Source organism: Candidatus Alistipes pullistercoris, from assembly GCF_027665465.1.
In the GTDB taxonomy this organism is placed as follows: domain Bacteria; phylum Bacteroidota; class Bacteroidia; order Bacteroidales; family Rikenellaceae; genus Alistipes_A; species Alistipes_A hominis.
Genome location: NZ_JAQDED010000004.1, coordinates 76,929 through 99,392, shown reverse-complemented (window position 1 = coordinate 99,392; position 22,464 = coordinate 76,929). Strand labels below are relative to the sequence as shown.

The 22,464-nt window shown below is 51.2% G+C and carries 29 protein-coding genes and 2 pseudogenes; 29 read left to right on the top strand and 2 right to left on the bottom strand.

The features are described from left to right. Positions 1–764: 764 nt before the first annotated feature. The 4 genes from PGR91_RS07420 to PGR91_RS07405 all read left to right on the top strand — a co-directional run bounded on the left by PGR91_RS07420 (position 765) and on the right by PGR91_RS07405 (position 3,029). Positions 765–1,370 (top strand): SLOG family protein, encoded by a 606-nt coding sequence (locus tag PGR91_RS07420; protein WP_182424228.1) that lies wholly within the window; start codon positions 765–767, stop codon positions 1,368–1,370. A gap of 245 nt (positions 1,371–1,615) precedes the next feature. Continuing rightward, positions 1,616–2,095: a hypothetical protein gene (locus PGR91_RS07415; protein ID WP_118656094.1), complete on the top strand. Its 480-nt coding sequence runs from the start codon at positions 1,616–1,618 to the stop codon at positions 2,093–2,095. Further along, the gene (locus PGR91_RS07410) at positions 2,095–2,589 is read left to right on the top strand and encodes an SLOG family protein (RefSeq protein WP_118656092.1); all 495 of its coding nucleotides are present in this window, start codon (positions 2,095–2,097) and stop codon (positions 2,587–2,589) included. The genes PGR91_RS07415 and PGR91_RS07410 overlap by 1 nt, the downstream gene beginning before the upstream one ends. Beyond that, positions 2,589–3,029, top strand: a complete 441-nt coding sequence (locus PGR91_RS07405) for a hypothetical protein (protein ID WP_147387379.1) — start codon at positions 2,589–2,591, stop codon at positions 3,027–3,029. The genes PGR91_RS07410 and PGR91_RS07405 overlap by 1 nt, the downstream gene beginning before the upstream one ends. Positions 3,030–3,218: 189 nt before the next feature. Here PGR91_RS07405 and mobB read toward each other — a convergent pair whose 3' ends face one another. Both mobB and PGR91_RS07395 read right to left on the bottom strand, forming a co-directional pair. Next, on the bottom strand, positions 3,219–4,457 hold the full coding sequence (gene mobB / locus PGR91_RS07400; protein WP_118656088.1) for a conjugal transfer protein MobB: 1,239 nt from the start codon (positions 4,455–4,457) through the stop codon (positions 3,219–3,221). Continuing rightward, complete coding sequence (locus PGR91_RS07395; protein WP_259336724.1) at positions 4,432–4,653, bottom strand: hypothetical protein; 222 nt, start codon at positions 4,651–4,653, stop codon at positions 4,432–4,434. Before PGR91_RS07395 ends, mobB begins: the two co-directional genes overlap by 26 nt. Positions 4,654–5,453: 800 nt before the next feature. Between PGR91_RS07395 and PGR91_RS07390 the strand changes: the two genes are divergently transcribed. From PGR91_RS07390 to PGR91_RS07270, 25 genes and pseudogenes are all read left to right on the top strand, one after another. Then, complete coding sequence (locus PGR91_RS07390) at positions 5,454–6,236, top strand: ParA family protein (RefSeq protein WP_118656086.1); 783 nt, start codon at positions 5,454–5,456, stop codon at positions 6,234–6,236. Continuing rightward, positions 6,221–6,637, top strand: a complete 417-nt coding sequence (locus tag PGR91_RS07385) for a DUF3408 domain-containing protein (protein WP_118656084.1) — start codon at positions 6,221–6,223, stop codon at positions 6,635–6,637. Before PGR91_RS07390 ends, PGR91_RS07385 begins: the two co-directional genes overlap by 16 nt. Before the next feature lie 4 nt (positions 6,638–6,641). Then, positions 6,642–7,250, top strand: a complete 609-nt coding sequence (locus PGR91_RS07380) for a hypothetical protein (RefSeq protein ID WP_118656082.1) — start codon at positions 6,642–6,644, stop codon at positions 7,248–7,250. A 225-nt stretch (positions 7,251–7,475) separates the two neighbouring features. Continuing rightward, a complete protein-coding gene (locus PGR91_RS07375; RefSeq protein WP_118656080.1) occupies positions 7,476–7,739 on the top strand; it encodes a DUF4134 domain-containing protein in 264 nt (87 codons plus the stop codon). Further along, positions 7,736–8,062: a DUF4133 domain-containing protein gene (locus PGR91_RS07370; protein ID WP_118656078.1), complete on the top strand. Its 327-nt coding sequence runs from the start codon at positions 7,736–7,738 to the stop codon at positions 8,060–8,062. The genes PGR91_RS07375 and PGR91_RS07370 overlap by 4 nt, the downstream gene beginning before the upstream one ends. Before the next feature lie 2 nt (positions 8,063–8,064). Beyond that, entirely contained in the window at positions 8,065–10,566 is a 2,502-nt protein-coding gene (locus PGR91_RS07365; RefSeq protein ID WP_118656076.1) for a TraG family conjugative transposon ATPase, read from the top strand. 12 nt (positions 10,567–10,578) lie between these two features. Then, positions 10,579–10,701 (top strand): hypothetical protein, encoded by a 123-nt coding sequence (locus PGR91_RS07360; protein ID WP_259336717.1) that lies wholly within the window; start codon positions 10,579–10,581, stop codon positions 10,699–10,701. A gap of 33 nt (positions 10,702–10,734) precedes the next feature. Further along, positions 10,735–10,971 (top strand): hypothetical protein, encoded by a 237-nt coding sequence (locus PGR91_RS07355; RefSeq protein ID WP_118656074.1) that lies wholly within the window; start codon positions 10,735–10,737, stop codon positions 10,969–10,971. Beyond that, positions 10,961–11,407, top strand: coding sequence for a hypothetical protein (locus PGR91_RS07350; protein WP_118656072.1), 447 nt, complete (start codon positions 10,961–10,963; stop codon positions 11,405–11,407). The genes PGR91_RS07355 and PGR91_RS07350 overlap by 11 nt, the downstream gene beginning before the upstream one ends. Next, positions 11,382–12,044, top strand: a complete 663-nt coding sequence (locus PGR91_RS07345; RefSeq protein ID WP_409049096.1) for a DUF4141 domain-containing protein — start codon at positions 11,382–11,384, stop codon at positions 12,042–12,044. The genes PGR91_RS07350 and PGR91_RS07345 overlap by 26 nt, the downstream gene beginning before the upstream one ends. 2 nt (positions 12,045–12,046) lie before the next feature. Then, positions 12,047–13,054 carry a conjugative transposon protein TraJ gene (traJ, locus tag PGR91_RS07340; RefSeq protein WP_118656069.1) on the top strand — a complete coding sequence of 336 codons (1,008 nt, stop codon included), beginning with the start codon at positions 12,047–12,049 and terminating at the stop codon, positions 13,052–13,054. A 19-nt stretch (positions 13,055–13,073) separates the two neighbouring features. Continuing rightward, a pseudogene (gene traK, locus PGR91_RS07335) lies at positions 13,074–13,697 on the top strand (conjugative transposon protein TraK). Beyond that, positions 13,687–13,908, top strand: a complete 222-nt coding sequence (locus PGR91_RS07330) for a hypothetical protein (RefSeq protein ID WP_147387378.1) — start codon at positions 13,687–13,689, stop codon at positions 13,906–13,908. The pseudogene traK and the gene PGR91_RS07330 overlap by 11 nt, the downstream one beginning before the upstream one ends. A gap of 2 nt (positions 13,909–13,910) precedes the next feature. Continuing rightward, positions 13,911–15,149 carry a conjugative transposon protein TraM gene (traM, locus tag PGR91_RS07325; protein WP_182424226.1) on the top strand — a complete coding sequence of 413 codons (1,239 nt, stop codon included), beginning with the start codon at positions 13,911–13,913 and terminating at the stop codon, positions 15,147–15,149. 4 nt (positions 15,150–15,153) lie between these two features. Next, complete coding sequence (traN, locus tag PGR91_RS07320) at positions 15,154–16,044, top strand: conjugative transposon protein TraN (protein WP_118656065.1); 891 nt, start codon at positions 15,154–15,156, stop codon at positions 16,042–16,044. 3 nt (positions 16,045–16,047) lie between these two features. Then, positions 16,048–16,632: pseudogene (locus tag PGR91_RS07315) on the top strand (conjugal transfer protein TraO). A gap of 16 nt (positions 16,633–16,648) precedes the next feature. After that, entirely contained in the window at positions 16,649–17,104 is a 456-nt protein-coding gene (locus tag PGR91_RS07310) for a TraQ conjugal transfer family protein (protein ID WP_409049099.1), read from the top strand. Positions 17,105–17,381: 277 nt separating this feature from the next. After that, positions 17,382–17,708 carry an ArsR/SmtB family transcription factor gene (locus PGR91_RS07305; protein WP_118656059.1) on the top strand — a complete coding sequence of 109 codons (327 nt, stop codon included), beginning with the start codon at positions 17,382–17,384 and terminating at the stop codon, positions 17,706–17,708. A gap of 68 nt (positions 17,709–17,776) precedes the next feature. Continuing rightward, entirely contained in the window at positions 17,777–18,010 is a 234-nt protein-coding gene (locus PGR91_RS07300) for a thioredoxin family protein (RefSeq protein ID WP_118656057.1), read from the top strand. Positions 18,011–18,022: 12 nt separating this feature from the next. Next, positions 18,023–18,457: a nitrophenyl compound nitroreductase subunit ArsF family protein gene (locus PGR91_RS07295; RefSeq protein ID WP_118656055.1), complete on the top strand. Its 435-nt coding sequence runs from the start codon at positions 18,023–18,025 to the stop codon at positions 18,455–18,457. Positions 18,458–18,464: 7 nt separating this feature from the next. After that, positions 18,465–19,175: an aromatic aminobenezylarsenical efflux permease ArsG family transporter gene (locus PGR91_RS07290; protein ID WP_118656053.1), complete on the top strand. Its 711-nt coding sequence runs from the start codon at positions 18,465–18,467 to the stop codon at positions 19,173–19,175. Positions 19,176–19,186: 11 nt separating this feature from the next. Continuing rightward, the gene (gene arsD / locus PGR91_RS07285; RefSeq protein ID WP_118656051.1) at positions 19,187–19,516 is read left to right on the top strand and encodes an arsenite efflux transporter metallochaperone ArsD; all 330 of its coding nucleotides are present in this window, start codon (positions 19,187–19,189) and stop codon (positions 19,514–19,516) included. 9 nt (positions 19,517–19,525) lie between these two features. After that, on the top strand, positions 19,526–21,241 hold the full coding sequence (gene arsA / locus PGR91_RS07280; RefSeq protein WP_118656049.1) for an arsenical pump-driving ATPase: 1,716 nt from the start codon (positions 19,526–19,528) through the stop codon (positions 21,239–21,241). A gap of 3 nt (positions 21,242–21,244) precedes the next feature. Next, on the top strand, positions 21,245–21,661 hold the full coding sequence (locus PGR91_RS07275; RefSeq protein WP_118656047.1) for an arsenate reductase ArsC: 417 nt from the start codon (positions 21,245–21,247) through the stop codon (positions 21,659–21,661). Continuing rightward, positions 21,658–22,464: a cation transporter gene (locus tag PGR91_RS07270; RefSeq protein ID WP_118656045.1), complete on the top strand. Its 807-nt coding sequence runs from the start codon at positions 21,658–21,660 to the stop codon at positions 22,462–22,464. Before PGR91_RS07275 ends, PGR91_RS07270 begins: the two co-directional genes overlap by 4 nt.

Genomic DNA, 22,464 nt, shown 5'->3' with positions numbered 1-22,464 from the left:
CAATCGGCAGCGCCCCGGCTTATTGCATCACCTTTTTTCAATACAAGTTTTTTCATTTTCGGGGAGCGTAAGTCCCGGCAGGTGTCCAAACAAAGGAATCCTTACTTTCGGAGGGCGCAACAGCCTGCGGGCGGCTCCCCATTTTTACGGCATCTTTCGTTGTTTTTTCATGGTAATAGTTTCTCCCGGAGCGGACGCGGGAATACCACGCCGTCCCTGTCCGTTCTATCCTCTCACTGCAAACACGGCATGTCCGTGCGTATGAATCAATTCGTTTTAATATTTTCAGGGGACGTTCTTCCGGCTGGCTCATACGACATTCGGTACGTGCATCCCTCTTTTTCCGTTTCAAAACTTAACTTCACTTCGGGGGGACGGCAGTTCCGGCAGGCGCATCGACTTTCTGGACTATGCCGTGTGCGCGTTCCTGAATACTGTCCCCCATTTTTACGGCATCTTTTGATTCTTTTTCATAACAGAAATTCACACCGGAACGGACGCGGGAATATTAGGCCGTCCCTGTCCGTTCTACCCTCTCTCCGCGAACACGGATTATCCGTGCGGATGTCTCAATCTTTACTAACTTTTTCAGGGGGCGTTCGTCCGGCTGCCGTTTGCGGCATTCAGGGCCTGCGCCCCTCTTTTTTTAGGCTCTACGAGCAATTTTTCATAATACATTAGATTGGATGGGCCGAATCCCGGAGCGTTTACAGGAACGTTTCGGTCGTTCGGCCCATTTTTATCCACAACATTCGCTTACCGCTATGAGAATCGAATATGACAAACTGCAAATCCTGAACGACATCGACCCGTCGCGGGCGGCAGCTTTTTCGGGCTACCGCGTGGAAAAGATCGTGCCGCCGGGAAACGCTGCCGGTCATGCCGCCGTCCGCGAGCGCATCGTCCGGCGCACGGCGAGGGCCGTACTGGATTTACGCTATCGGGATTACCATACTTATCTCTGCGGCATGGCTACGGGTTTCGATCTGTGGGCGGGGCTGGCCGTGCTTTCGCTGAAAAAGCAACTGCCCGACCTGCGGCTGATCGCCGTCGTACCGTACCGGGGACAGGCAAACGGTTTTCCCTACGAGTTTAAAGAGCTTTATTCCGCAGTGCTGGCCGCAGCGGACTGCCGGGTCTGCCTGCATCAAAACTTTACCCGGTCGTGTTTCCACGAACGCAACCGGGCGATGCTCGATCATGCCTCTGCGCTGGTGTGCTACTACGACGGGCAGTCCGGCGGCACGGCCTACACGGTGGACTTAGCCCGCAAGCGGGACATGACGATTCTGAATCTGTGCGATGACGCACGGGAGTATAACCACAAAGCGGACGAGCGACTGATTTCGGAGATAATGAAGATAAAATAACGCAGAATTTAAAATCTAAAACAAGCTATGAAATCGCCATAGGTTCCTCAAAATAGTATTTGTTTACTACGTAGTCGAAAAACGCCAAAACCTTAGTATAGGTAGTAAACAAGTGATGTATTGTGTCTATAACAGGCACGAACTGATCTTGTTTTCTTTGCTATATAAGGGTAATTGGCGTTACCTCGGCTACCGGGAGACAGATGGTTTGTGCCTTTTTTATTACTTAACTTATATAAATACTTATGAAAACAGAAAATCAACAGTTTAACGGTTCGCCGAAAGCGGTTAATTATTTCAAGTGGAGCATCGCATTTTTCAGGGAAAACGACGTTACGACCGTCGGGTGCAGTCTGATTCCCGACGACCTGCTGCGGGCATGGGTCGCGCCCGATCCGCAACAGCTTCTATCCGATATGGCCGACCACAAGGCCGAACCGGACAGCACCCTGCCGTTCGCCGTTTTTTCGTGCGCCTACGGTTATCACGACCAGATTTATGCCGCCAAACTCAACGACGATTCGTACCGAACGCCAAATGAGAAAATCATCATGGATTTCTTTCAGTTTCAGGAAGCCCTGTACTACATCGTCGAACTGGATAAACGGAATATGTACGTTGTGCCGTTTCAAATCCTGCACTTTCATGCTTATCCGCAGACGCTGCCCGTGCTGAGGGAGATCGCCCAACGATTCGGAATCCGTTTCGATAAAACGCCGGTGTGATGCAAAGATGTGCAGGAATCTGCGGACGTTTCCCGGTAAACCGGATTCCGGATAAGGACATGCAAAGGCGGTTGTCCGAGACGGTCATGGACTGTTATAACGCCGGGTTCAAACACATCGTAACCGGCATGAGCGGCCAATTCGAACAGATGGCCGTAAGGATCGTTTCTGAACTTAAAACCAAAATGCCGGATATGACGCTGACGGTCGTAATGACCCCGTGCGAATGTTCGGGTTATGCCCGGTATCTTTCCGGAAAAGGGAGCGACCGCGATTTGTGGGAGTATGTGGAAACCGCCGACAATCTAAAACCCGTCAGGCAGGATTCGCGGCTGACGGATTACACGCAAAAGAACCGGTACATCGTGGATCGTTCGTCCCGGCTGATTTGCTGTTACCGTCCCGAATTGATCCGGGAAGCGGAAACCTGCCACCTGATAAGTCTGGCCGAAAGAAAACCCGGACTGCGAATTGTCAACCTGTATAAACCGTAATGAAACGATTTGTTATGGACATGAAATTGAAACAGATGCTTTTTACCATTCGCGCGATGATGGATAAAACGCCGGAAGGCGAACCGCTGAATCTTCGGATCAGCGAAATCCCGGACGACTTTTTATCCTGCTGGATCGTGCCCGATGCCGGTAAATACAAACCTTACTTTCTGGAACAAAAACCGATCGACGAACTGATGAACGATATTCCGTTACAGGTTTTCATTTATGCTTACGGGGGCCGCCGGTACGGTAAACCGTCGGCAGACCTGCGGGACGGAAAAACGGTTTGGCTGCATTTTCTCCAATACCAAAAACTACTTTACAACGCCAGCTATGCCCGCAGCAACGGGATCGCAATACGGGATTTCCGGATTTTCGACTTCGACCGTTATCCGGAACTGTTATCCCGGTTACAGGCCGAGTTGTCCGTACCGTAATCAGGTTTACTTTCCAATTACGGACAAATCGGCGGGGAGCGGGACGCGTCGGGATACCCGCTCCCTTTTTTTAGAACCTACTACCTTTTCATCATAGCCCGAACCGTTTACCCTCTAAGCTAACCTAATTATTAATGAAAACGGCGACGGCCCAAGCCGGACGGAGCGATCCGCCCGGCTTTTTCGTTTCTATAATTTCATCGGTCGCCGCTTCTTCTTTTTGCGGCGCATTTGCTGTTCCCGGAGTATATCGTCCCATTCTTCGGGCGACAATGACCGGTTCGCCGTAATTTCCGCAAACAGCGATCGGGGAACATCCTGTTCCGTCTGCTGCCCGTTCGATTCGATCCGTTCCAACAAATCCTGTCGTTGGGATTTCGTCGCGCCGAACCAATCCGCGAACACGTTCGCAGAATACGCTTTGCCGAGCCGGGAACCGTTTACCACGATTCCCGACCGATGGTCGATAAAAGTCACTCCGTAGATGCGCCCCCGGTCGTTGATCCGGAAATACACATCGGCGCCCAGCGCCCGCAGTCGTTCGGCGAACTGTTCTTTTGCATCCGCACCTCGGAGCGCCTGACGCACGACGGCCCGGATACGGTTCTTTGCCCGCCCACTGCGTTCGATTGTATCCAAGCCCTGCTCCGCCTTTTTCTGTAAAGCGGCATATCCTACATCCTTTCCGATTTTACTGGATTTGATCGGGATAGCGGCACGCACTCCCCGGTCGTCCAATGCTTCATACACGATTCCGCTGTAAGGTTTATCCTCTACGGAACCCGTGATTTGGTCGGCGCAGACGTTGTACAGCCGAAGCAGCGCGTCGAATTCGCTGACGGACGAAAACCGGTATTTCGAAAGTACCGCGCGAACCACCGATGCGATTTGCTGTTTGACGTTTCCCTTTTGGTAATCTACCGCTTTGAGTTTCACCGAATCGTTCAGGCTTTCTCCTTTTACGGCGGGATGCAGTTTATAATCCCGTTCGATGTCGCGCAGAATTTTCATCGAACGCCGCGCCTCGAATCTCGAATCCATTTTTTTGCCGGACAGGTTCACGCGAACGGAAACGACATGCAGGTGCACCCGTTCGATGTCGTTATGCAGGTAGACGATATACGGCTGTTCGTCATAACCCATTTCCTGCATGTACCGCTGTGCGATGCTGTGGAGTTCGGCGTCACTCAGCACGTCTTCGGGCGACGGGTTCAGCGATACGTGGAAAATCGGTTTTTTCGTATTCCGGTTTGCGTTCAGGTACGGTTCGAAAGAGCGCATGCACGATTTAATGTCTATTTGTGCGGGATCTTCCGGTACGATCATGTCGTTGCAGAAAATCACACGGCCTTTGCTGTCGTTCACTTTGATTTTGTTGTAGGCCAGTACGCCGTAAAGGGACTTACCCGATGTTATTTTCGCTACCATCGGCGTTGAATCGTTCGTTAAACTCTTTGGCAAGCGCGAGAATTTGCTCGCTCAGGCGTTTCAGGTCGCGCGTTTGTTCGACCAGACGGGCCAGCAGCAGCCGCGCCGACTGTTCGGTAAATCCCCGGTTGATCGCATGTACGACCTGATTGTAATTGTTCCCGATTGCCTGAAACTGATAATAAAAATTATTCAGACGTTTGTAAAAACGGACGGCCGAATCGTTTACCCGAACGACTTTAAACTCTCAGCCGAACAGCCGTGCGAGAATAAAACGGCTGATATTTTTTTCGCAATCCGCTTCACTGAGCATCTTTTGAAAGCGGATATTTTCGGCGGCGCTCATCCGGAACGTGTATCGAAAAGAACGCTTGCCGGAAAAGTCCCGGCCCTTGTTTGCTGCATTTTTCATATCCTGATAGGTTAAGGTTGTCCGACTTTGGAGTAACGGCCCCCGTTTACGGGGCAGCGAGCACTTTTGTCGGACAAAACGAAGTTTGTCCGACAAAAGTACAGCTCGCTATTAGCTGACGCTAATAAAATCCATTCACAGAATGGATTTACAGCTTCCACCACTCAGAAATCCCCCGCACACGCATAAGGAGCGCCTTACGGCGCAATGTTAATGATATTTTACCGCCCGGCATAATGCGTTGGACGGCCTGCAACGGCCCTGAACGGCCACCGTCCGGTTAACCGCATTTACCGGACTTTTTACCTGTTATTTTGTAGTTGCTACACGCAGCTAAGCACCCGGTGCGCGCACTCGTGTAGTCGTGTAGCGACCGACTACACAACTACACGTAAGCAAACGGTTGTTACATGCGCGAGCGCACACAGACACTACACGCAGATAGTCGGACGCTGCATGCGAGCACACACACAGACGCTACACACAAGCAGTCGGATGCTACACGCACGTACGCACTCGGACACTACACGCAAGCCGTCGGATGCTGCGGTACACAATGCACTTTCACTTAAACTCTATTCGATATGGGAAAAGAACCTTTATTTATTTCGGTAGCCAACCAAAAGGGGGGCGCAGGCAAAACGACCTACACGATTTTACTTGCCAGCTATTTGTGTTACCGCAAAGGGTACAACGTGCTGGTCGTTGACAGCGATTTTCCGCAGGGCAGTTTTTTCAAGCTGCGGCAGCGGGAGTTATCTTTGCTGGATCAAAGCCAATGGCACAAAGTGCAACTTGTCAAACAATTCAGGCAATGCGGAAAAAAGGCGTATCCGATTCTCAGTACGCAGCCCGAATGTGCCGTAACCATTGCCTCGGAATTTCTGAAACACGATCCGCGACAGTTCGATCTGGTGTTTTACGATCTGCCGGGAACATTGAACACAACAGGCGTATTTTACACGCTCTCGACGCTGGATTATCTTTTCGTCCCGATGAAGGCCGATCGTATTGTTATGGAAAGTACGATTACCTATGCGAAAATCATTCAGGAACAACTGATCCGTCCGGGGAAAACGAATCTTAAAGGGATCTTCCTGTTTTGGACGCTGATCGACGGGCGCGAACGTACAGAACTCTACACGCAGTATGAAAAGGTGCTCGACGCATTGGGCCTGCAAAAACTATCGACGAGGATTCCTGCCCGTTCCAAATTCAGCAAAGAACTGCAAGCCGGGATCAATGCGGTTTACCGTTCGACGATCCTTGCGCCGGACACGGCATTTACGGCGGATTGCCGTCTCGATGCTTTGGCCGATGAAATCCTTTCCCTACTAAATCTCGACGGACCATGCCGCGAAAAATAGTCGATCCGGGTAGTATCGACGAAGATTTGTTGCGCGATCTGGTCGGCGGCGTTCCTCGTCCGGATGCTGTGCCGATACCGTCTGTTCCTCTGGAACCGGCCGACGTTTCGTCAATGAAAACAGCGGAAGCCGCCGATACGAGTCCGGAAGTCCGCCGCCGGAAAGTCACGCTGCCCGATTACGAAAGCACGTTTTTGAAGAGTAAAACCGTCCGTCACCGCATGACTGTCAGCATCAGCGAAAACACGAAAAAGAAATTGTCGGCGGTCGTGCAATACCTCGGAACGCCCGACCTGTCGATTTCCGGGCTGGTCGAAAATATCCTGTCGCATCATCTCGATCTTTACCGGGACGAAATCAACCGGCTTTACCGTAACCGGCAGAACCGTGAAATCCTTTGATGCCATGCGAACGAAGTTACTTTTAGCCCTTGCCGCGTCGGGCTGGATTATCGTATGTTACTTACTTTTTGAAAAGCTGGTTTTCGGCGGGCGCATGTGGGAACGGCTCCGCGATACCTGCCGCCTGCGGAACCGTTCCTTGTGGCGTCGCCTGCGGCGGTTCAGTTGCCGGATATTCGATACTGTCCTGCCCGAAGAAACGGAAGCCCAAGAGCCGCAAGAACCGATCGTATCGTCCGATCCCGTCGTCCGGGTTGTCTATGTGAACGGCCCTGAACGGCCTCGAACGGACACCGGGGAAAACGGAGAATCAAACGACGAACAAAGCGATAACTTTGCTTCAACGGAACGAAAATCCGATACCGGCCCGAACGGGCTGCAAGCGGATCGGAGTGTTCCGAGAGATTCTTTGCCGGCGAACCAAGAGAAGGCCGATCATACGCAAAAGGACCTTTGGGGCAATCTCGGTTCGGACGGGACACACGATCTGACCGAAAAATCACGTCCCGACGAATTATCCCAGCAAACACAGGACGCTATCGCGGAACTGCTCGCCGACGTGCGGGAAAGTGAAACCGACGAACAGATGATCCTCTACGAAATGAACCGGTAGGCGGTTCCTGCCGGATTGTATCCACCTATTGTCCAACCCTTAAAAACATTCGCTATGAAACGGATTTGCGGCGATTCGGGCTGAACCTGAATCGGCGTCCCCGACAGGACGCGCTTTGTGTAAGCCGCCCCGCCCGTTTCCCGGACGGGGCATTTTTTCTAATCTCTAAAAATAAGGTATATGAAAACAACGAAATTCCTGTTGTTCGCCACATGACTGACCGTTATGACAGCCGATGCTTTCGCACAGGGAAACGGGATGCAGGGGATCAACGATGCGACCAAGCTGGTATTGGGATATTTCGAACCGCTCACGAAACTGATATACGGAGTTGCGGCAATTACCGGACTGATCGGCGGCATCCGCACGTATCAAAAATTCAGCAGCGGCGATCCCGATACTTCTAAAACGGCGGCAAGCTGGTTCGGTGCGTGCATTTTTATGATCGTAGCGGGCACGATCCTTAAATCGTTCTTTATACAGACATGATTTCCTATCCGATCAACAAAGGTGTCGGCAAACAGGTGGAGTTCCGGGGCCTGACCGCACAGTATCTAATTATATTCGCTGTTGGACTGCTCGGTTCATTCGTTCTGCTGATCGTGCTGTTTATCGCCGGAATCAGTCAGTGGATTTGTATAACTGCCGGAATCTTTTCGGCTTCCGGAGTCGTCTTCATTACATTTTCCCTGAACCGTAAATATGGCCCTTACGGACTGATGAAAATGGTTGCGGCCCGACGCCGCCCGCGCCGGATCGTACACCGAAAAAGCATCCGGCGAATATTCAAAACAAATTCAACCTCTTATTAATTATGCGAAGTATTTTTAAAACCTCGACGCTGGAGCGTCAATTTCCGTTGCTGGCAGTGGAAAACGACTGTATCGTCAGTAAAAATGCCGATATAACGCTTGCGTTTCGGGTGCACCTGCCCGAAATCTTTACGATAAGCGGGGAAGAATACGAATCCCTGCACGCCACATGGATAAAAGCGCTTCGGGTGCTTCCCGATTTTACCGTAGTACACAAGCAGGACTTTTTCATCGAACAACGCTATGAAGCCGATACGGGCGATTCGTCTTTTCTTTCGCGCAATTTCGAATTGCATTTCAACGAACGCCCGTTCCTCTCGCATTCGTGCTATCTGTATATTACGAAAACCACCCATGAACGCTCGCGCCGACAAAGCAATTTTTCGACGCTGTGCCGGGGGTATCTGCTGCCGAAGGAAATACGCGACCCGGACACGATCGCCCGATTCCGGGATGCCGTCGAACAGGCCGTAAGTATTCTGAACGAAAGCGGTCTGATCCGGCTGGAACGGCTTACGGACCATGAAATCACAGGAACCGAAGATCGGCCCGGACTGCTGAACCGCTATTTTTCATTGTCGCAGCGTCCGATCCCGGTATTGGAAGATATACGTTTCGATCCGGCGGAAGTCCGCATCGGCGACCGTATCGTTTGCCTGCACACACTGTCCGATCTCGATCTGCTGCCGCAGGAAGTCGGCACGGATTCCCGTTACGAACGGCTTTCGACCGACCGGACGGATTGCAGGCTGAGTTTTGCGGCTCCGGCTGGGCTACTGCTCGGATGCAATCATATCTATAATCAGTATATTTTTATCGACAGCCACGACGAAATTCTGCGGCAATTCGAAAAATCGGCCCGCAACATGACTTCCCTGTCACGGTACAGCCGGGCCAATGCGGTAAACCGGGAGTGGATCGAACTTTACCTAAACGAAGCGCATACGCAGAACCTTACCGCCGTGCGTTGTCACTGCAACGTGCTGGCATGGGCCGACACGCCGGAAGAACTCAAACGGATAAAAAACGAAGTCGGGGCGCAACTGACCCTGATGGGATGTACACCGCATCACAATACGGTAGACGTTCCGGTAATTTATTGGGCGGGTATTCCCGGCAATGCGGCGGATTTTCCGGCCGAAGAAACATTTTATACGTTTTTTCAACAGGCACTTTGTTTTTTCTCGGCTGAAACGAATTACCACAACTCTCTTTCTCCTTTCGGGATTAAATTGGTCGATCGCCTGACCGGAATTCCGCTGCACGTCGATCTTTCCGATTTACCCATGAAAAAAGGAATCATAACGAACCGCAATCGCGTTATTATCGGCCCAAGCGGAAGCGGCAAAAGTTTTTTTACCAACCACATGATCCGCCAGTATTACGAACAGGGGGCGCATGTCGTTCTGGTCGATATGGGGAACAGCTATCAAGGACTGTGCGAACTGATCCGGGAAAAAACGCACGGCGAGGACGGCGTATATATTACCTATACCGAACAATGTCCGATCACGTTCAATCCGTTTTATTCCGCAGACGGAACTTATGACATCGAAAAAAAGGAAAGTATCAAGATGCTGATTCTTTCGCTTTGGAAGCGGGAAAACGAACTGCCCAGCCGTGCCGAAGAAGTCGCGTTATCGAATGCCGTAAACCTGTATTTGTCCTCAATTCGAATAGCGGGAGCGGAAAAGCCCTCTTTCAATGCTTTTTACGACTTTATCCGGAAAGACTACCGGATCGTTCTCCGGCAAAAAAACGTTCGGGAAAAGGATTTTGACATAGACAATTTTCTCAACACGCTGGAACCGTATTACCGGGACGGCGAATACGGTTATCTGCTTAATTCAGATCAGGAACTCGACCTGCTGCATAAACGGTTCGTGGTTTTTGAACTGGACAATATCCGCGATCATAAAATTCTGCTGACGGTAACGACTTTGATCATTATAGAAATGTTTATCAACAAAATGCGGCGGCTTAAAGGCGTCCGCAAAGTCTTTCTGGTCGAAGAATGCTGGAAGGCTCTTATGACGCCCAACATGAGCGAATATATCCGGTATTTGTTCAAAACCTCAAGAAAATATTTCGGTGAGACAGTCGTCATTTCGCAAGAAATCGACGACATCGTATCCTCGCCGATCGTCCGTGAAACCATCGTAAATAACTCCGACTGTCGGATTCTGCTCGATCAGAAAAAATACCTGAATAAGTTCGATGCGATTCAGTCCATGCTCGGCCTGACCGAAAAGGAAAAAGCGCAAATACTTTCGATCAATCAGAACAACCATCCGAACCGGAACTATAAAGAAGTCTGGATCGGTTTAGGGGGCGTGCAGTCCGCCGTGTATGCCGTCGAAGTCTCTCCGCAGGAGTATTTCACGTACACGACCGAAGAATCCGAAAAAACGGAAGTGCTTGCGCTGGCCGAACAGCTCGACGGTAATCTGGAGCAGGCGATCCGCCGGATCGCGGCATCCAAAAATGAAAACAAAAACCTTTAATCCCTTTATGTTATGAAAAAGAAAGAGATCGTCATTTTGCTATGCGTACTGTTTGCGGTCGCTATCGCCGCCGGTTACTTGATGTACCGGAACGAAAATCTGAAAAGCAATCTGGAACTGCTTTGCGGAAAATGAAGGAGTACCGAAGACGGGCCGTCGCTGCTGATCGTGCGCGATCAGGAAAATTTCTGGATTATCGTGCGGCGCGAACTTTCCGGCGGACGGATCGAGGAAAGAAGCTACCGGCTGGAACAGCAGGATTACGGCGGCGTTACCTTTGACGACGGGCAGGAAGTCAACTTATTTTATTTCCCGAAAAACGGCCGGATGCTCGTACTGCCCGGATACGGCGAATACGAACGGGAAATATTTACCCTTACAATTCCCTTTTATTATGAAAAATAATCTGCATCATCCGGCAGCCTACCTGACGGGGGTTGCCCGGCGGACGGAAAATCTGCTCCGCAGGTTCAACGAAGAACTTTTCCGCATGGTCGCGGAGATAAAAAGCGACCGCATCTGCGGAAGCTGGATCGCCGCGAACGGCGGTTATTCGCTGTCGGTCAGCAAAACGGAATCCGGATACAATGCAATGCTTTGCGACACCGCGCGGCTATATAAGGTCGTCGTCGATGAATTTGCCATTACCCTTTGCGAAGGCATTTTACTGATTGCGGTTCCGGACGAGAAACTCCCCGACGTGGTGCGGTTGGATCATCGAACCGACATACTGATTTTCGGTCGTTTCGGAGCGTTCGAACGCGAGGAAAAGATTCTGCGTAACGCCCCGATCCAAGAGGCAAATCTGTATGAAGATGAATACGGATTCAATTGTCAATAGAAAAGCGATGAAAGCGAACATGCTATTTTTGATCTTGGGTTTTATGCTGGCCGCAAACGCTGCGCGGGCGCAGTGGACGGTAATCGACCCGTCCAACTTGACGCAGGGGATCATCAACTCGACCAATGAAATGGTCAATACCTCCGCGACGGCCGAAAACATGCTCCAAAATTTTCAGGAAACCGTCAAAATATACCAGCAGGCCAAAGCCTATTACGACAAGCTGCAAGCCGTGAGCGATCCGGTACGTTCGGCCCGTAAAATTCAGAAATGTATCCTGCTGGTCGGCGAGATTTCGGGCATTTATGTCAACAATTATGAAAAAATGCTTGCGGACAAAAATTTTTCGGCAAAGGAACTTTCCGCCGTCGCGCACGGATATACGCTGATCTTGCAGGAAAGCACTATGGCGCTGAAAGATTTGCAGGACGTTATTACGCCGACCGGCATGTCTATGACCGACAAAGAACGGCTCGACAGGATCGACGGCGTGCACGCCGAACTCATGCGTAACCGGAATCTGGCCGCTTACCACACGCGTAAAACGATCGGCGTTTCGATGGTGCGTTCCAAAAAACGCAACGACATGGAACGGGTAATGTCCCTGTACGGGAAAGACGAGGATAAATACTGGTAGCGATGGAATGGGACAGTCTACATGAAATCCTGCGTGATCTGTACGTCAGGATGATGCCGATGTGCAAGAATCTAACGGCGCTATCTTCCGGCATCGCGGGTTTGGGAGCCTTGTTATACGTTTCCTACCGGGTGTGGCAATCGCTCGCCCGTGCCGAACCGATCGACATACTGCCGCTGCTGCGGCCCATTGTAATCGGAATCTGCATTGCCGCTTTTCCTACGCTGGTGCTCGGCTCGATCAACGGCATTTTAAACCCGCTGGTCAAAGGCACGCATACGATGATGCAGGCGGAACTATTGAATATCCGGCAACTGGAAGCAGACAAAGAAAAGCTGGAAAGCGAGAGTCAGAACCGCGATCCGACGGGCGCTTATCTGGTGCGTGACGAGGAACTCGATAAACAGTTGCAAGAACTCGGCATCGGCGCGGACGAACAGGATACCTTAATGACCATGAACGCCGAATGTGACAGCTTCGGTATTGAAAATATGGTTTTGAGCGTGCTCTCCAGTATATTCGATGTTCTATTCAAAGCCGCTGCGCTTATAATAGACGTGTTGCGTACTTACTTTCTGGTCGTTCTGTCTATTTGCGGGCCGCTGTCCTTTGCGATCAGCACGTTCGACGGATTTCAGGCGACGCTGACCCAATGGCTCGCCCGGTACGTCGGCGTTTATCTCTGGCTTCCGATCGCCGATCTGTTCAGTGCGATGCTGGCAAAGATCCAGTCCATATCGCTGCAAAAAGATTTGGAACTGATGGGCAGCGATCCGTTCTATATGTTCGACAGTTCCAATCTGGTTTACGTGATCTTCCTCTTGGTGGGTATCGTCGGTTTTTTTATGATCCCGACCATATCGAACTGGATCATCCAGTCGGGCGGCATGGGAGCCTATAACCGGCGCATTACCCAAATCGGCGGCGGCACTACGCGCTATATGGCGGGACAGGCGAAAGCCGCCGTCGCAGGCGCATGGAAAGCCGTAAAAGAATCGGCCAAATCTTAACCCTTAATACAAAACCGTTATGGAATTCAAAAGTTTAAAAAATCTCGAAAGCAGTTTCAGGCAATTACGCTTGTTCGGGATCGTGTTCCTCTTTGCCTGTACGCTGGTCGTATTGTACGGATTGTGAAAGTCATACGATTTTGCAGAACGGCAGCGGCAAAAGATATACGTGCTCGATCAGGGAAAATCGCTGATGCTGGCATTATCACAGGATTTGGCACAGAACCGGCCCGTAGAAGCCCGCGAGCACGTCCGCCGTTTTCATACGCTCTTTTTTTCGTTCGCTCCGGATAAAAGCGCGATCGAAGATAATATAAATCGCGCCCTGCTGATGGCCGACCGGAGCGCCGTCGCCTATTACAACAACTTGGCGGAAGCGGGTTACTTCAACCGGCTGATTGCCGCGAACATTATGCAGCTTACGCAGGTAGACAGCGTGATTTGCGACTTCGAAACGTACCCTTATCGGGTAAAAACGTATGCGCGTCAGAAAATCATCCGTGAAAGCACCGTTACCGAGCGCAGTCTGATTACGACTTGCCGTCTGGTAAATTCGATTCGGTCGAATTCCAATCCGCAGGGATTCTTACTGGAAAATCTGAATGTCATTGAAAACAAAGATTTGCAAACCTATGAAAGATAACCGAATTATCCGGGTGCTCCGCGCACTCCGCGACCATGCGATAGGCAAAACGGAAACCTACTGGAACGGGTTGAACGCGCGTCAGCGCAAACGGATCGTGTACGGCCTGCTGGCTCTCTTTTTCGTGATCGACGTATGCTACATCGTCAAAGGCGTATGCGGCGGCGGGAGTTGTGCCGATTTCGGAAACATCGAACCTTTAAACCGATAATCATGCCACAGGAAAATAAGCCGAAAGAACAGCAGGAACCCCAGCGAAAAAAAGCCACCCCCAAAGCGCAGCAGAAACGTAAAACCGTACTTGTCGCCTGCATACTGTCGGTTCCGTTTCTGATTCTCATGTATCTGATTTACGGCGGTCGGCAAGAGCAGCAAGCGGACGAAGGACTCAATACCGCACTGCCCGCCGGGAAAGTGGAAATTACCGAAAGTTCCAAAACCCGCGCGATCGACCGGGTGGAGTTCGGGCGTAAGCCGCAGGAACAATCGGGCGATACGGCAAATGCACCGATTCGGCTGGACGGAATCGCCGACCGCAAACCGAACAGGCGGCAGGCGTCCCCGCAGGACAACATCAAAGAATCCCGGCAGGCGTATGAAGATATGACGCGCCAAATGAACAGTCTTTATAACGAACCGAGAAAGGACCCGCGCATCGAACAACTGCAACGGCAGATCGCCGAGTTGACTGAAAAGTTGGAACAAAAGGAGCAGGCTCAGAAAACCGATCCGATGGCGATGGTCGAACGTTCGTATGCGTTGGCGTCGAAGTACCTGAACGCGCCCCGGCAGTCCGGCGCCGCGTCCGCCTGCGGAACGACTGCCGAACCGACGAAAAACGTAACCGTGCGGAAGATTGCCGACAATACGGTATCTGCCCTGCAACAGCCCATGACGGACAGCGAAATGATCGCCCGTTTCGGCGAGCCGCGCAATTTCGGGTTTCATACGGCGGTAGGAAGCGGAGAACACGACTTGCGGCGCAATGCGATCCGCGCCTGCATCGCCGGAGATCAGACGCTTGCGGCAGGATCGCGCGCGCGCATCCGGTTGCTGGAAACAATTCAGGCGGCTGAAACGATCATACCGGCCGGGACGGAATTGTTCGGCACGGCGGCAATCGAAGGGCAGCGCCTACGGATCGTCATATCGAGTATCGAAACGGGCGGAAGCATCATTCCGGTGGAACTGACGGCCTACGATGTGGACGGACAGTCCGGTTTGTACATACCGGATTCGCCCGAGCGCACCGCCGCAAAAGAAGCCGCAGCAAACATCGGAACGGGATTCGGCACGAGCGTATCCATCGCCCGCAGCGCGGGTCAACAGGTTGCGATGGACGTTGCACGCGGATTGATAACAGGCGGTTCGCAATACCTGTCCGGAAAGCTGCGAGAGGTTAAAGTAACCGTAAAGTCGAACTACCAGATTTTATTAATTTTTAAAGAATAACGAGATGAAAAAAATTGCATTGCTGGCTGCTGCGCTTACCGTGTCGCTGCCCGGTTTCACGCAGCAGCCCGGCGAGAAAGCGATTCCGCAAAAACAGGTAATCGAACCGTACCGGGTGCAGGTAACGTTTGCCAAAACCGTCCACATCCTGTTTCCCTCGCAGGTCGTGTACGTCGATCTGGGAAGCACTGACCTGATCGCCGGGAAAGTGGACGGCGCGGAAAATGTCGTGCGGATCAAAGCCGCCGTCGATTTCGACGGAGAAACCAATTTCAGCGTCATTTGTTCGGACGGCTGCTTTTATTCGTTCGTCGCTACATACGCCGACGAGCCGAAACAACTGAGTATCGAAATGGACGATTGGCTGAAAAAGAATCCGTACAGCGATTTTGCCAACGACAGGATGTATATCCGGCTGGAAGAATTAGGCAACCAGACGCCGCTTGTCGTGCAAAAAATAATGTACACGATCCACGAAAAAAACGCACGGGACATAAAAACCGTCGGATGTAAAAAATTCGGCGTTCAGGCATTGTTAAAAGGCGTTTACGTTCACGACGATTTGCTGTTTCTGCACGTATCGCTGAGGAACTTTTCGAACATCGGTTTCGACATCGACTTTATCCGTTTCAAAATCGCCGATAAACAGGTAACCCGCCGCACGGCCGTACAGGAAACGTTTCTAAAACCCGTCCGCATCTACAACGACGTTACGACCGTCGGACCTAAAAAAGAGGCACGAACCGTTTACGGATTCGGTAAAATCACGATTCCGGATAAAAAGGCCCTCGTCGTGGAGATATACGAAAAAAACGGCGGACGGCATTTGTCGTTCTCCGTAGAAAATTCTCAGATCGTAAACGCCCGGTCGCTCGACGGGCTTAAAATCGAATAGGACATGAAAAGAATCATCGTTTGCTCGGCCCTGTGTTTGACGCTGGGTCTGAGTGCTCCAGCCCGCGCTCAACGGTGTATCCCCGGGCAGATCGGCGTAGAACTGACCGCCGGGACCCTCGACGGATTTCTGTTCCGGAATCCATACGCCGCCCGCCGCTTTTTCGTGCGGGTGGGCGTAAACCGATTCAACGCGGGCAAAACCCGCTGGGCTTTCGGGATCGGTTATCTGCAAAAGGATTACACCTACAAAAGCATCAATCTGCCTAAATCGCAGTTTACAGCCGATGCGGGACTGTTGCTGCGGCTGCTGTCGGACCGGGGGCGCAATGTGGTGTTGTCGGGGGGATTCTCGGCCGCCGCCGGTTACGAAACGACCAACTGAGGGGCAAAACTGCTGCCCGACGGGGCGAGGCTGGAAAACGGCGGATGTTTCGTCTACGGGCCGGTGTTGTCGGCCGAACTTACCGCCTACGTTTCCGACCGGATCGCCCTGCTGCTGCTCTTCAGGGAACAATGCCTGTTCGGTTCCGGTGCAGGAAAATTTCATACGCAAACAGGCTTCGGAATCAATATAACCATCAATTAACGAATTAATGGAAATCATAATGAAAATTACGGTATTGTGCGTATTGTCTGCCGTTATCCTGCTGCTGTTCGCCCGTTGTGACGACTCGCTGGAGATCAAACAGGCTTACCCATTCAAGCTGTACACTTGGTATCTTCAAAAAAGCATCCGTAACGGCGAGGCGGTGGAAATCCGTTTTACGCTCGAACGTTCCGGGGTTTACGAGGATGCGAAATATTACATCGGCTATATCCAGACCGGGGGCAAAGGAGAAGTGTTCGACCTCAACGAAACGCTGCTTATAAACCGGGAATTGCACGCGCTCGACGACATGGCGGGAATCGACAAAGAAGATCCCGTAAAACAGGTTTTCACACTCTTTTACCGCAGTCTTTCCGACAAACAATCGGAACTGAAATTTATCGTGTGCGACAATTTCGGACAACAAACGGAATTGACCGTATCCTTTTATGTAGAGGAAACCAATTTGTAAAGCTTTTGCATAAATTTAATTTCAAATCTTTAGTTTCCAATAAGGTTATCTATTTTTGTTTACATAAGCTCTTTCCATAAATATATTTCTCATGTATTGATAAATCAGCCAGTATTAAAACGTATATCTGTGTTCAAAGGTCGTAGTGAATCAATGTGTTTCGCTGCGACCTTAATACTCCAATATATCACGGTTTATATTTTTACCTCAAAAAAATAATTAAAATAGTTTGTTGGAATAAACATTGTTCGTATATTTGCGAATAATAAATAACGACATGGTAAAAAAAGCATATACGGAACAGGAGGAGCAGATTGCCCGTTTTGCGAAAGCACTGGGGCATCCGGCACGCATTGCGATCCTGAAGTTTTTGTCCACGCAGAGTTGCTGTTTCTTCGGAGACATTCACGAAGTGTTGCCGATTGCCAAAGCGACCGTATCGCAGCATTTGACAGAGTTGAAGAATGCCGGATTAATTCAGGGAACGATTTTGCCCCCGAAAGTGAAATACTGTATCAATGCAGAGAATTGGGCGTTGGCAAAAGAACTTATCGGTGGTTTTATGTGTAGCTGCAAGCCCAAGGAGAACAGCAGTTGTTCGTAATTAAATACTATTTTTTGTACCACATGTTCGTTGTTTTGCGAACTACAAACACTAATAAATAGAAAGATATGGAAATTAAAATTTTGGGAACCGGATGCCCCAGTTGCAGGGCGTTGTACGAAACCGTCAAGCAGGCGGTGGATGAATCGGGCATCGAAGCTACTGTTGTCAAAGAGGAAGATGTGCTGAAAATTATCAGCTACAATATCTTGTCGTTGCCTGCTTTGGTGATCGACGAAAAGATCGTCTCCGCTGGAAAGAAATTGTCCGTTGCGGAAGTTAAAGTATTTATAACCGAATAATCCGAACGAAAAATGAAGAGAACACTATTTTTTCTGTTGGCCATATTGACCCTCGCCGCCTGTGGCAACAACCAAAATGCCAATACTCAGGCTGCCGCCCAAATCGAACAAGAGGATGCGGTCGAAGTGCTCTATTTTCATGGCAAGCAGCGTTGCATTACCTGCAATGCCATTGAACGCCTGACCAAAGAGGTCATTGAGCAGGATTTTGCACAGCAACTTAAAGACGGCAAGATCATCTTTAAGGTAATCGACATCTCCACCAAAGAGGGCGAAAAGATTGCCAATACATACGAGGTAACATGGTCGTCCCTTTATATCAATAAGTGGCAGAACGGCAAGGAGAGCCGAAACAACATGACCGATTTCGGGTTTTCCCATGCCAAAGGCTCGCCGGATGTGTTCAAGGCCGGGGTGAAAAAGAAAATCGAGGAACTACTAAAATAAGCCGCCGATGGAGTTCATTCAATCACTTCTGGAAAGCAGCAGCATCCCCGTGGTTACGGCTTTTCTGCTCGGCATCCTGACCGCGATCAGCCCGTGCCCGCTGGCGACCAATATAACCGCAATCGGATACATCAGCAAAGACATCGAGAGCAAGCATCGTATCTTCTGGGGTGGTATTCTTTATACGGCAGGACGCATCATTACCTATACCGCCCTCGGATTTATCCTTATCCCGATTTTGCATGAGGGAGCGAGTATGTTTGCCATACAGAAAGCCGTCAGCAAATACGGCGAAATGCTGATCGCTCCGGCACTGATCCTGATCGGATTGTTTATGCTGTTCGGAAACCGATTGAATTTGCCGAAGTTCGAGTTCGGAGGCAGTGGCAGTGAAAAACTGAAAAGCAAAGGATCGTGGGGCGCATTGCTCTTGGGGGTGCTGTTTTCGCTGGCGTTCTGCCCGACAAGCGGCGTTTTCTACTTCGGGATGCTGATGCCGATGTCGGCGGCGGAAACGGGCGGTTATCTGCTTCCGGTGGTCTTTGCCATCGCCACGGGGCTGCCAGTGATTATCGTGGCTTGGATTCTGGCGTACAGCGTGGCTGGCCTTGGAAAATTTTACAACCGAATGCAGGTATTTCAAAAGTGGATGAATAAGATTATTGCCCTGCTTTTTATCGCAGTCGGAATTTATTACGCAATCACATTCTATTTATAATCGACCAAAATATGAAAACTATTGAAATTTTCGATCCGGCCTTGTGTTGCCCTACGGGACTGTGCGGGCCGAATATCAACCCCGACCTGATGCGCATTGCCGCCGCAGTCGAATACCTCAAGCGCAAAGGCGTAACCATTGCACGACATAACCTGCGCGACGAACCGCAGCTTTATGTGACAAATAAGACCGTAAACGACTACCTGATGAAACATGGAGCCGACGGCCTGCCCGTAACGCTGGTGGACGGTATCGTTACCGTACAGAAAGGCTATCCGACCAACGATCAGCTCGCGGAGTGGACGGGTATATCGCTGGATTATATTCCCATCTTAAAATAAATTGCAACTATGAAATTCTTTGATTTATCAGTAATACGGGGTACAAAATACCTATTTTTCACAGGCAAAGGCGGTGTGGGTAAAACCTCGGTCGCTTGTGCTACGGCAATCGGGTTGGCCGATCTCGGTGAGAAAATTTTGCTTATCAGCACCGACCCTGCATCAAATTTACAGGATGTGTTCGGGCAGGAGTTGAACGGTCACGGCACGGCTATCGCCGAAGTGCCGGGGCTGACGGTCGTAAACCTCGATCCAGAGCAGGCCGCCGCCGAATACCGTGAGAGTGTAATCGGCCCCTATCGTGGCAAACTGCCCGAAAGTGTCATTCAAAATATGGAAGAGCAGCTATCCGGCTCCTGCACGGTGGAGATTGCAGCGTTCAATGCCTTTTCCGATTTCATCACAGATCCGCAGATTCAGCAACAGTACGCCCATATTATTTTCGACACGGCTCCGACGGGACACACCCTGCGGATGCTCCAACTGCCCTCGGCATGGAGTACCTTCATCAGCGAAAGTACGCACGGCGCGTCGTGCCTCGGCCAGTTGTCGGGTTTGGAACAGCGCAAAGAGATTTACAAGCAGGCTGTGCGCACACTCTCCGATGCTACGGCAACCCGTCTCGTGCTGGTAAGTCGTCCGGATGTCGCACCGCTGAAAGAGGCTGCGCGTTCGTCGCACGAATTGCAGGGACTCGGTATCAACAACCAAACACTTGTGATAAATGGCCTGCTCCAGCAGACGGACGACACCGACTCCGTAACCCGGCAGCTCTTCGAGCGTCAGCAGGATGCTATGCAGGCAATGCCCGAATCGCTCCGCGAATTTCCGGCGTTCAGCGTCCCCCTGCGCTCCTATAACCTTTCCAATATCGCCAATATCCGTCGGATGCTTTCGTCGGACAGCGTGGCGGGTGTTGCAAATTATCGTCCCCTTACGGGCGAAAAGACATTGGACGATCTCGTGCAGAATCTTCATGTTTCGGGCAAGCGCGTAATCTTCACAATGGGCAAAGGCGGCGTCGGCAAAACCACCGTTGCAACCCGCATCGCATTGGGGCTGAAAGAACTCGGCGCAAAAGTACACCTAACGACGACCGATCCGGCCAACCATATCAACTATGAACAGGCGACGGGCGCAGGTTTGGATGTCAGCCGCATCGACGAAGCGGCTGTGCTGGAAGCCTATAAAAATGAAGTACGGGCCAAAGCGCAGGCGAACGGCATGAGTGCCGAGGATATGGCGTATATCGAAGAGGATTTGCGCTCCCCGTGTACGCAGGAGATCGCCGTATTTAAAGCCTTTGCCGATATTGTGGAGAAAGCTGAAAATGAGGTGGTGGTGATCGACACCGCTCCGACTGGTCACACGCTGTTGCTGCTCGATGCTACGCAGAGCTACCACAAGGAAGTGGAGCGCACGCAGGGCGAAGTTGCAGGAGCTGTCGCACACCTGCTGCCGCGCCTGCGTGATCCGAAGCAGACTGAGGTGGTGATCGTTACACTGCCCGAAGCTACGCCCGTATTCGAGGCCGAACGCTTGCAGGCTGACCTGCACCGTGCCGGAATCCGGAATAAGTGGTGGGTCGTGAACTCGTGCCTGTCGCTGGTGGCTACGGACAATCCGTTCCTGCAATCCAAAGCGCAGGGCGAACTGTCATGGATCGAGCGCGTCAAACAACTTTCCGACGGCAATACGGCTCTTATCGGCTGGAAAAACACATAAACTATGAAGATACTGATTTTATGCACCGGAAACAGTTGCCGCAGTCAGATGGCGCACGGCTTCCTGCAATCGTTCGATCCGACTTCGCAGGTCTTTTCCGCCGGAACGGAGCCTGCCGAAAGGGTAAACCCGCAGGCGGTCGAGGCGATGGCCGAAGCGGGGATCGACATTAGCGGTCATACGCCCCACAACGTCGCGGAATACCTCGGTGAAGCGTGGGATTATGTGATCACCGTCTGCGGCGGGGCGAACGAAAATTGCCCGCTCTTTACGGGCAAAGTCGGAACACGGGTGCATATCGGTTTCGACGATCCCTCCCACGCGACCGGAACGCCTGAATTTATCGTCGGAGAGTTCCGGAGGGTGCGCGATGAAATAAAGGCGCGGTTCCATGATTTTTACTCAACACATCTTCAATGAAAAACAACGTTTATAAATCCGTGTTTTCCATCCCGAAGATGGATTGTCCCTGCGAAGAAAACCTGATACGGATGAAATTGCAGGAGGTAGACGGCATCCTCCGGCTCGATTTCGATCTGGCCGAAAGGAAGCTGACCGTACTGCATACCGGCGATCCGGGGACGGTGGAAACTGCTCTGAAAACCCTCGGACTCGGAGCTGCGCTGATTGTCACGGAGCAAACGGAGGATCGGCCACAGCCCAACGAACCGTCCATCCAGCGCCGGGTTTTAATCATCGTCCTGTTGATCAATTTCGCCTTTTTTCTGGTGGAGATAGCCACGGGGATTATTTCCGGTTCGATGGGACTTGTAGCCGACAGTCTGGATATGCTGGCGGATGCCTTGGTCTACGGGATGAGCCTGATGGTCGTCGGAGCAGTTTTGTCTCGCAAGAAGAAGGTAGCACGTTATAGCGGCTATATCCAGATCGTGTTGGCTCTCGGGGGAATTACTGAGGTAATCCGGCGTTTTATCAGCGCGGAAACTCCTCCCGCTTTCCAGACGATGATCGGGATATCCCTGCTGGCCCTCATTGCGAACGCCTTTTGTCTGTGGTTACTGCAACGCACCAATAGCAAGGAGGCACATATCCGGGCGAGCGTTATTTTCTCTGCCAACGATGTGATTATCAATGCAGGGGTCATTGCCGCCGGATTGCTGGTCTGGTGGCTGGACAGCGGCATCCCCGATCTGGTTGTCGGCATCATTGTCTTTATCATCGTCCTTCGGGGTGCAGTGCGCATATTAAAATTAGCGAAATAG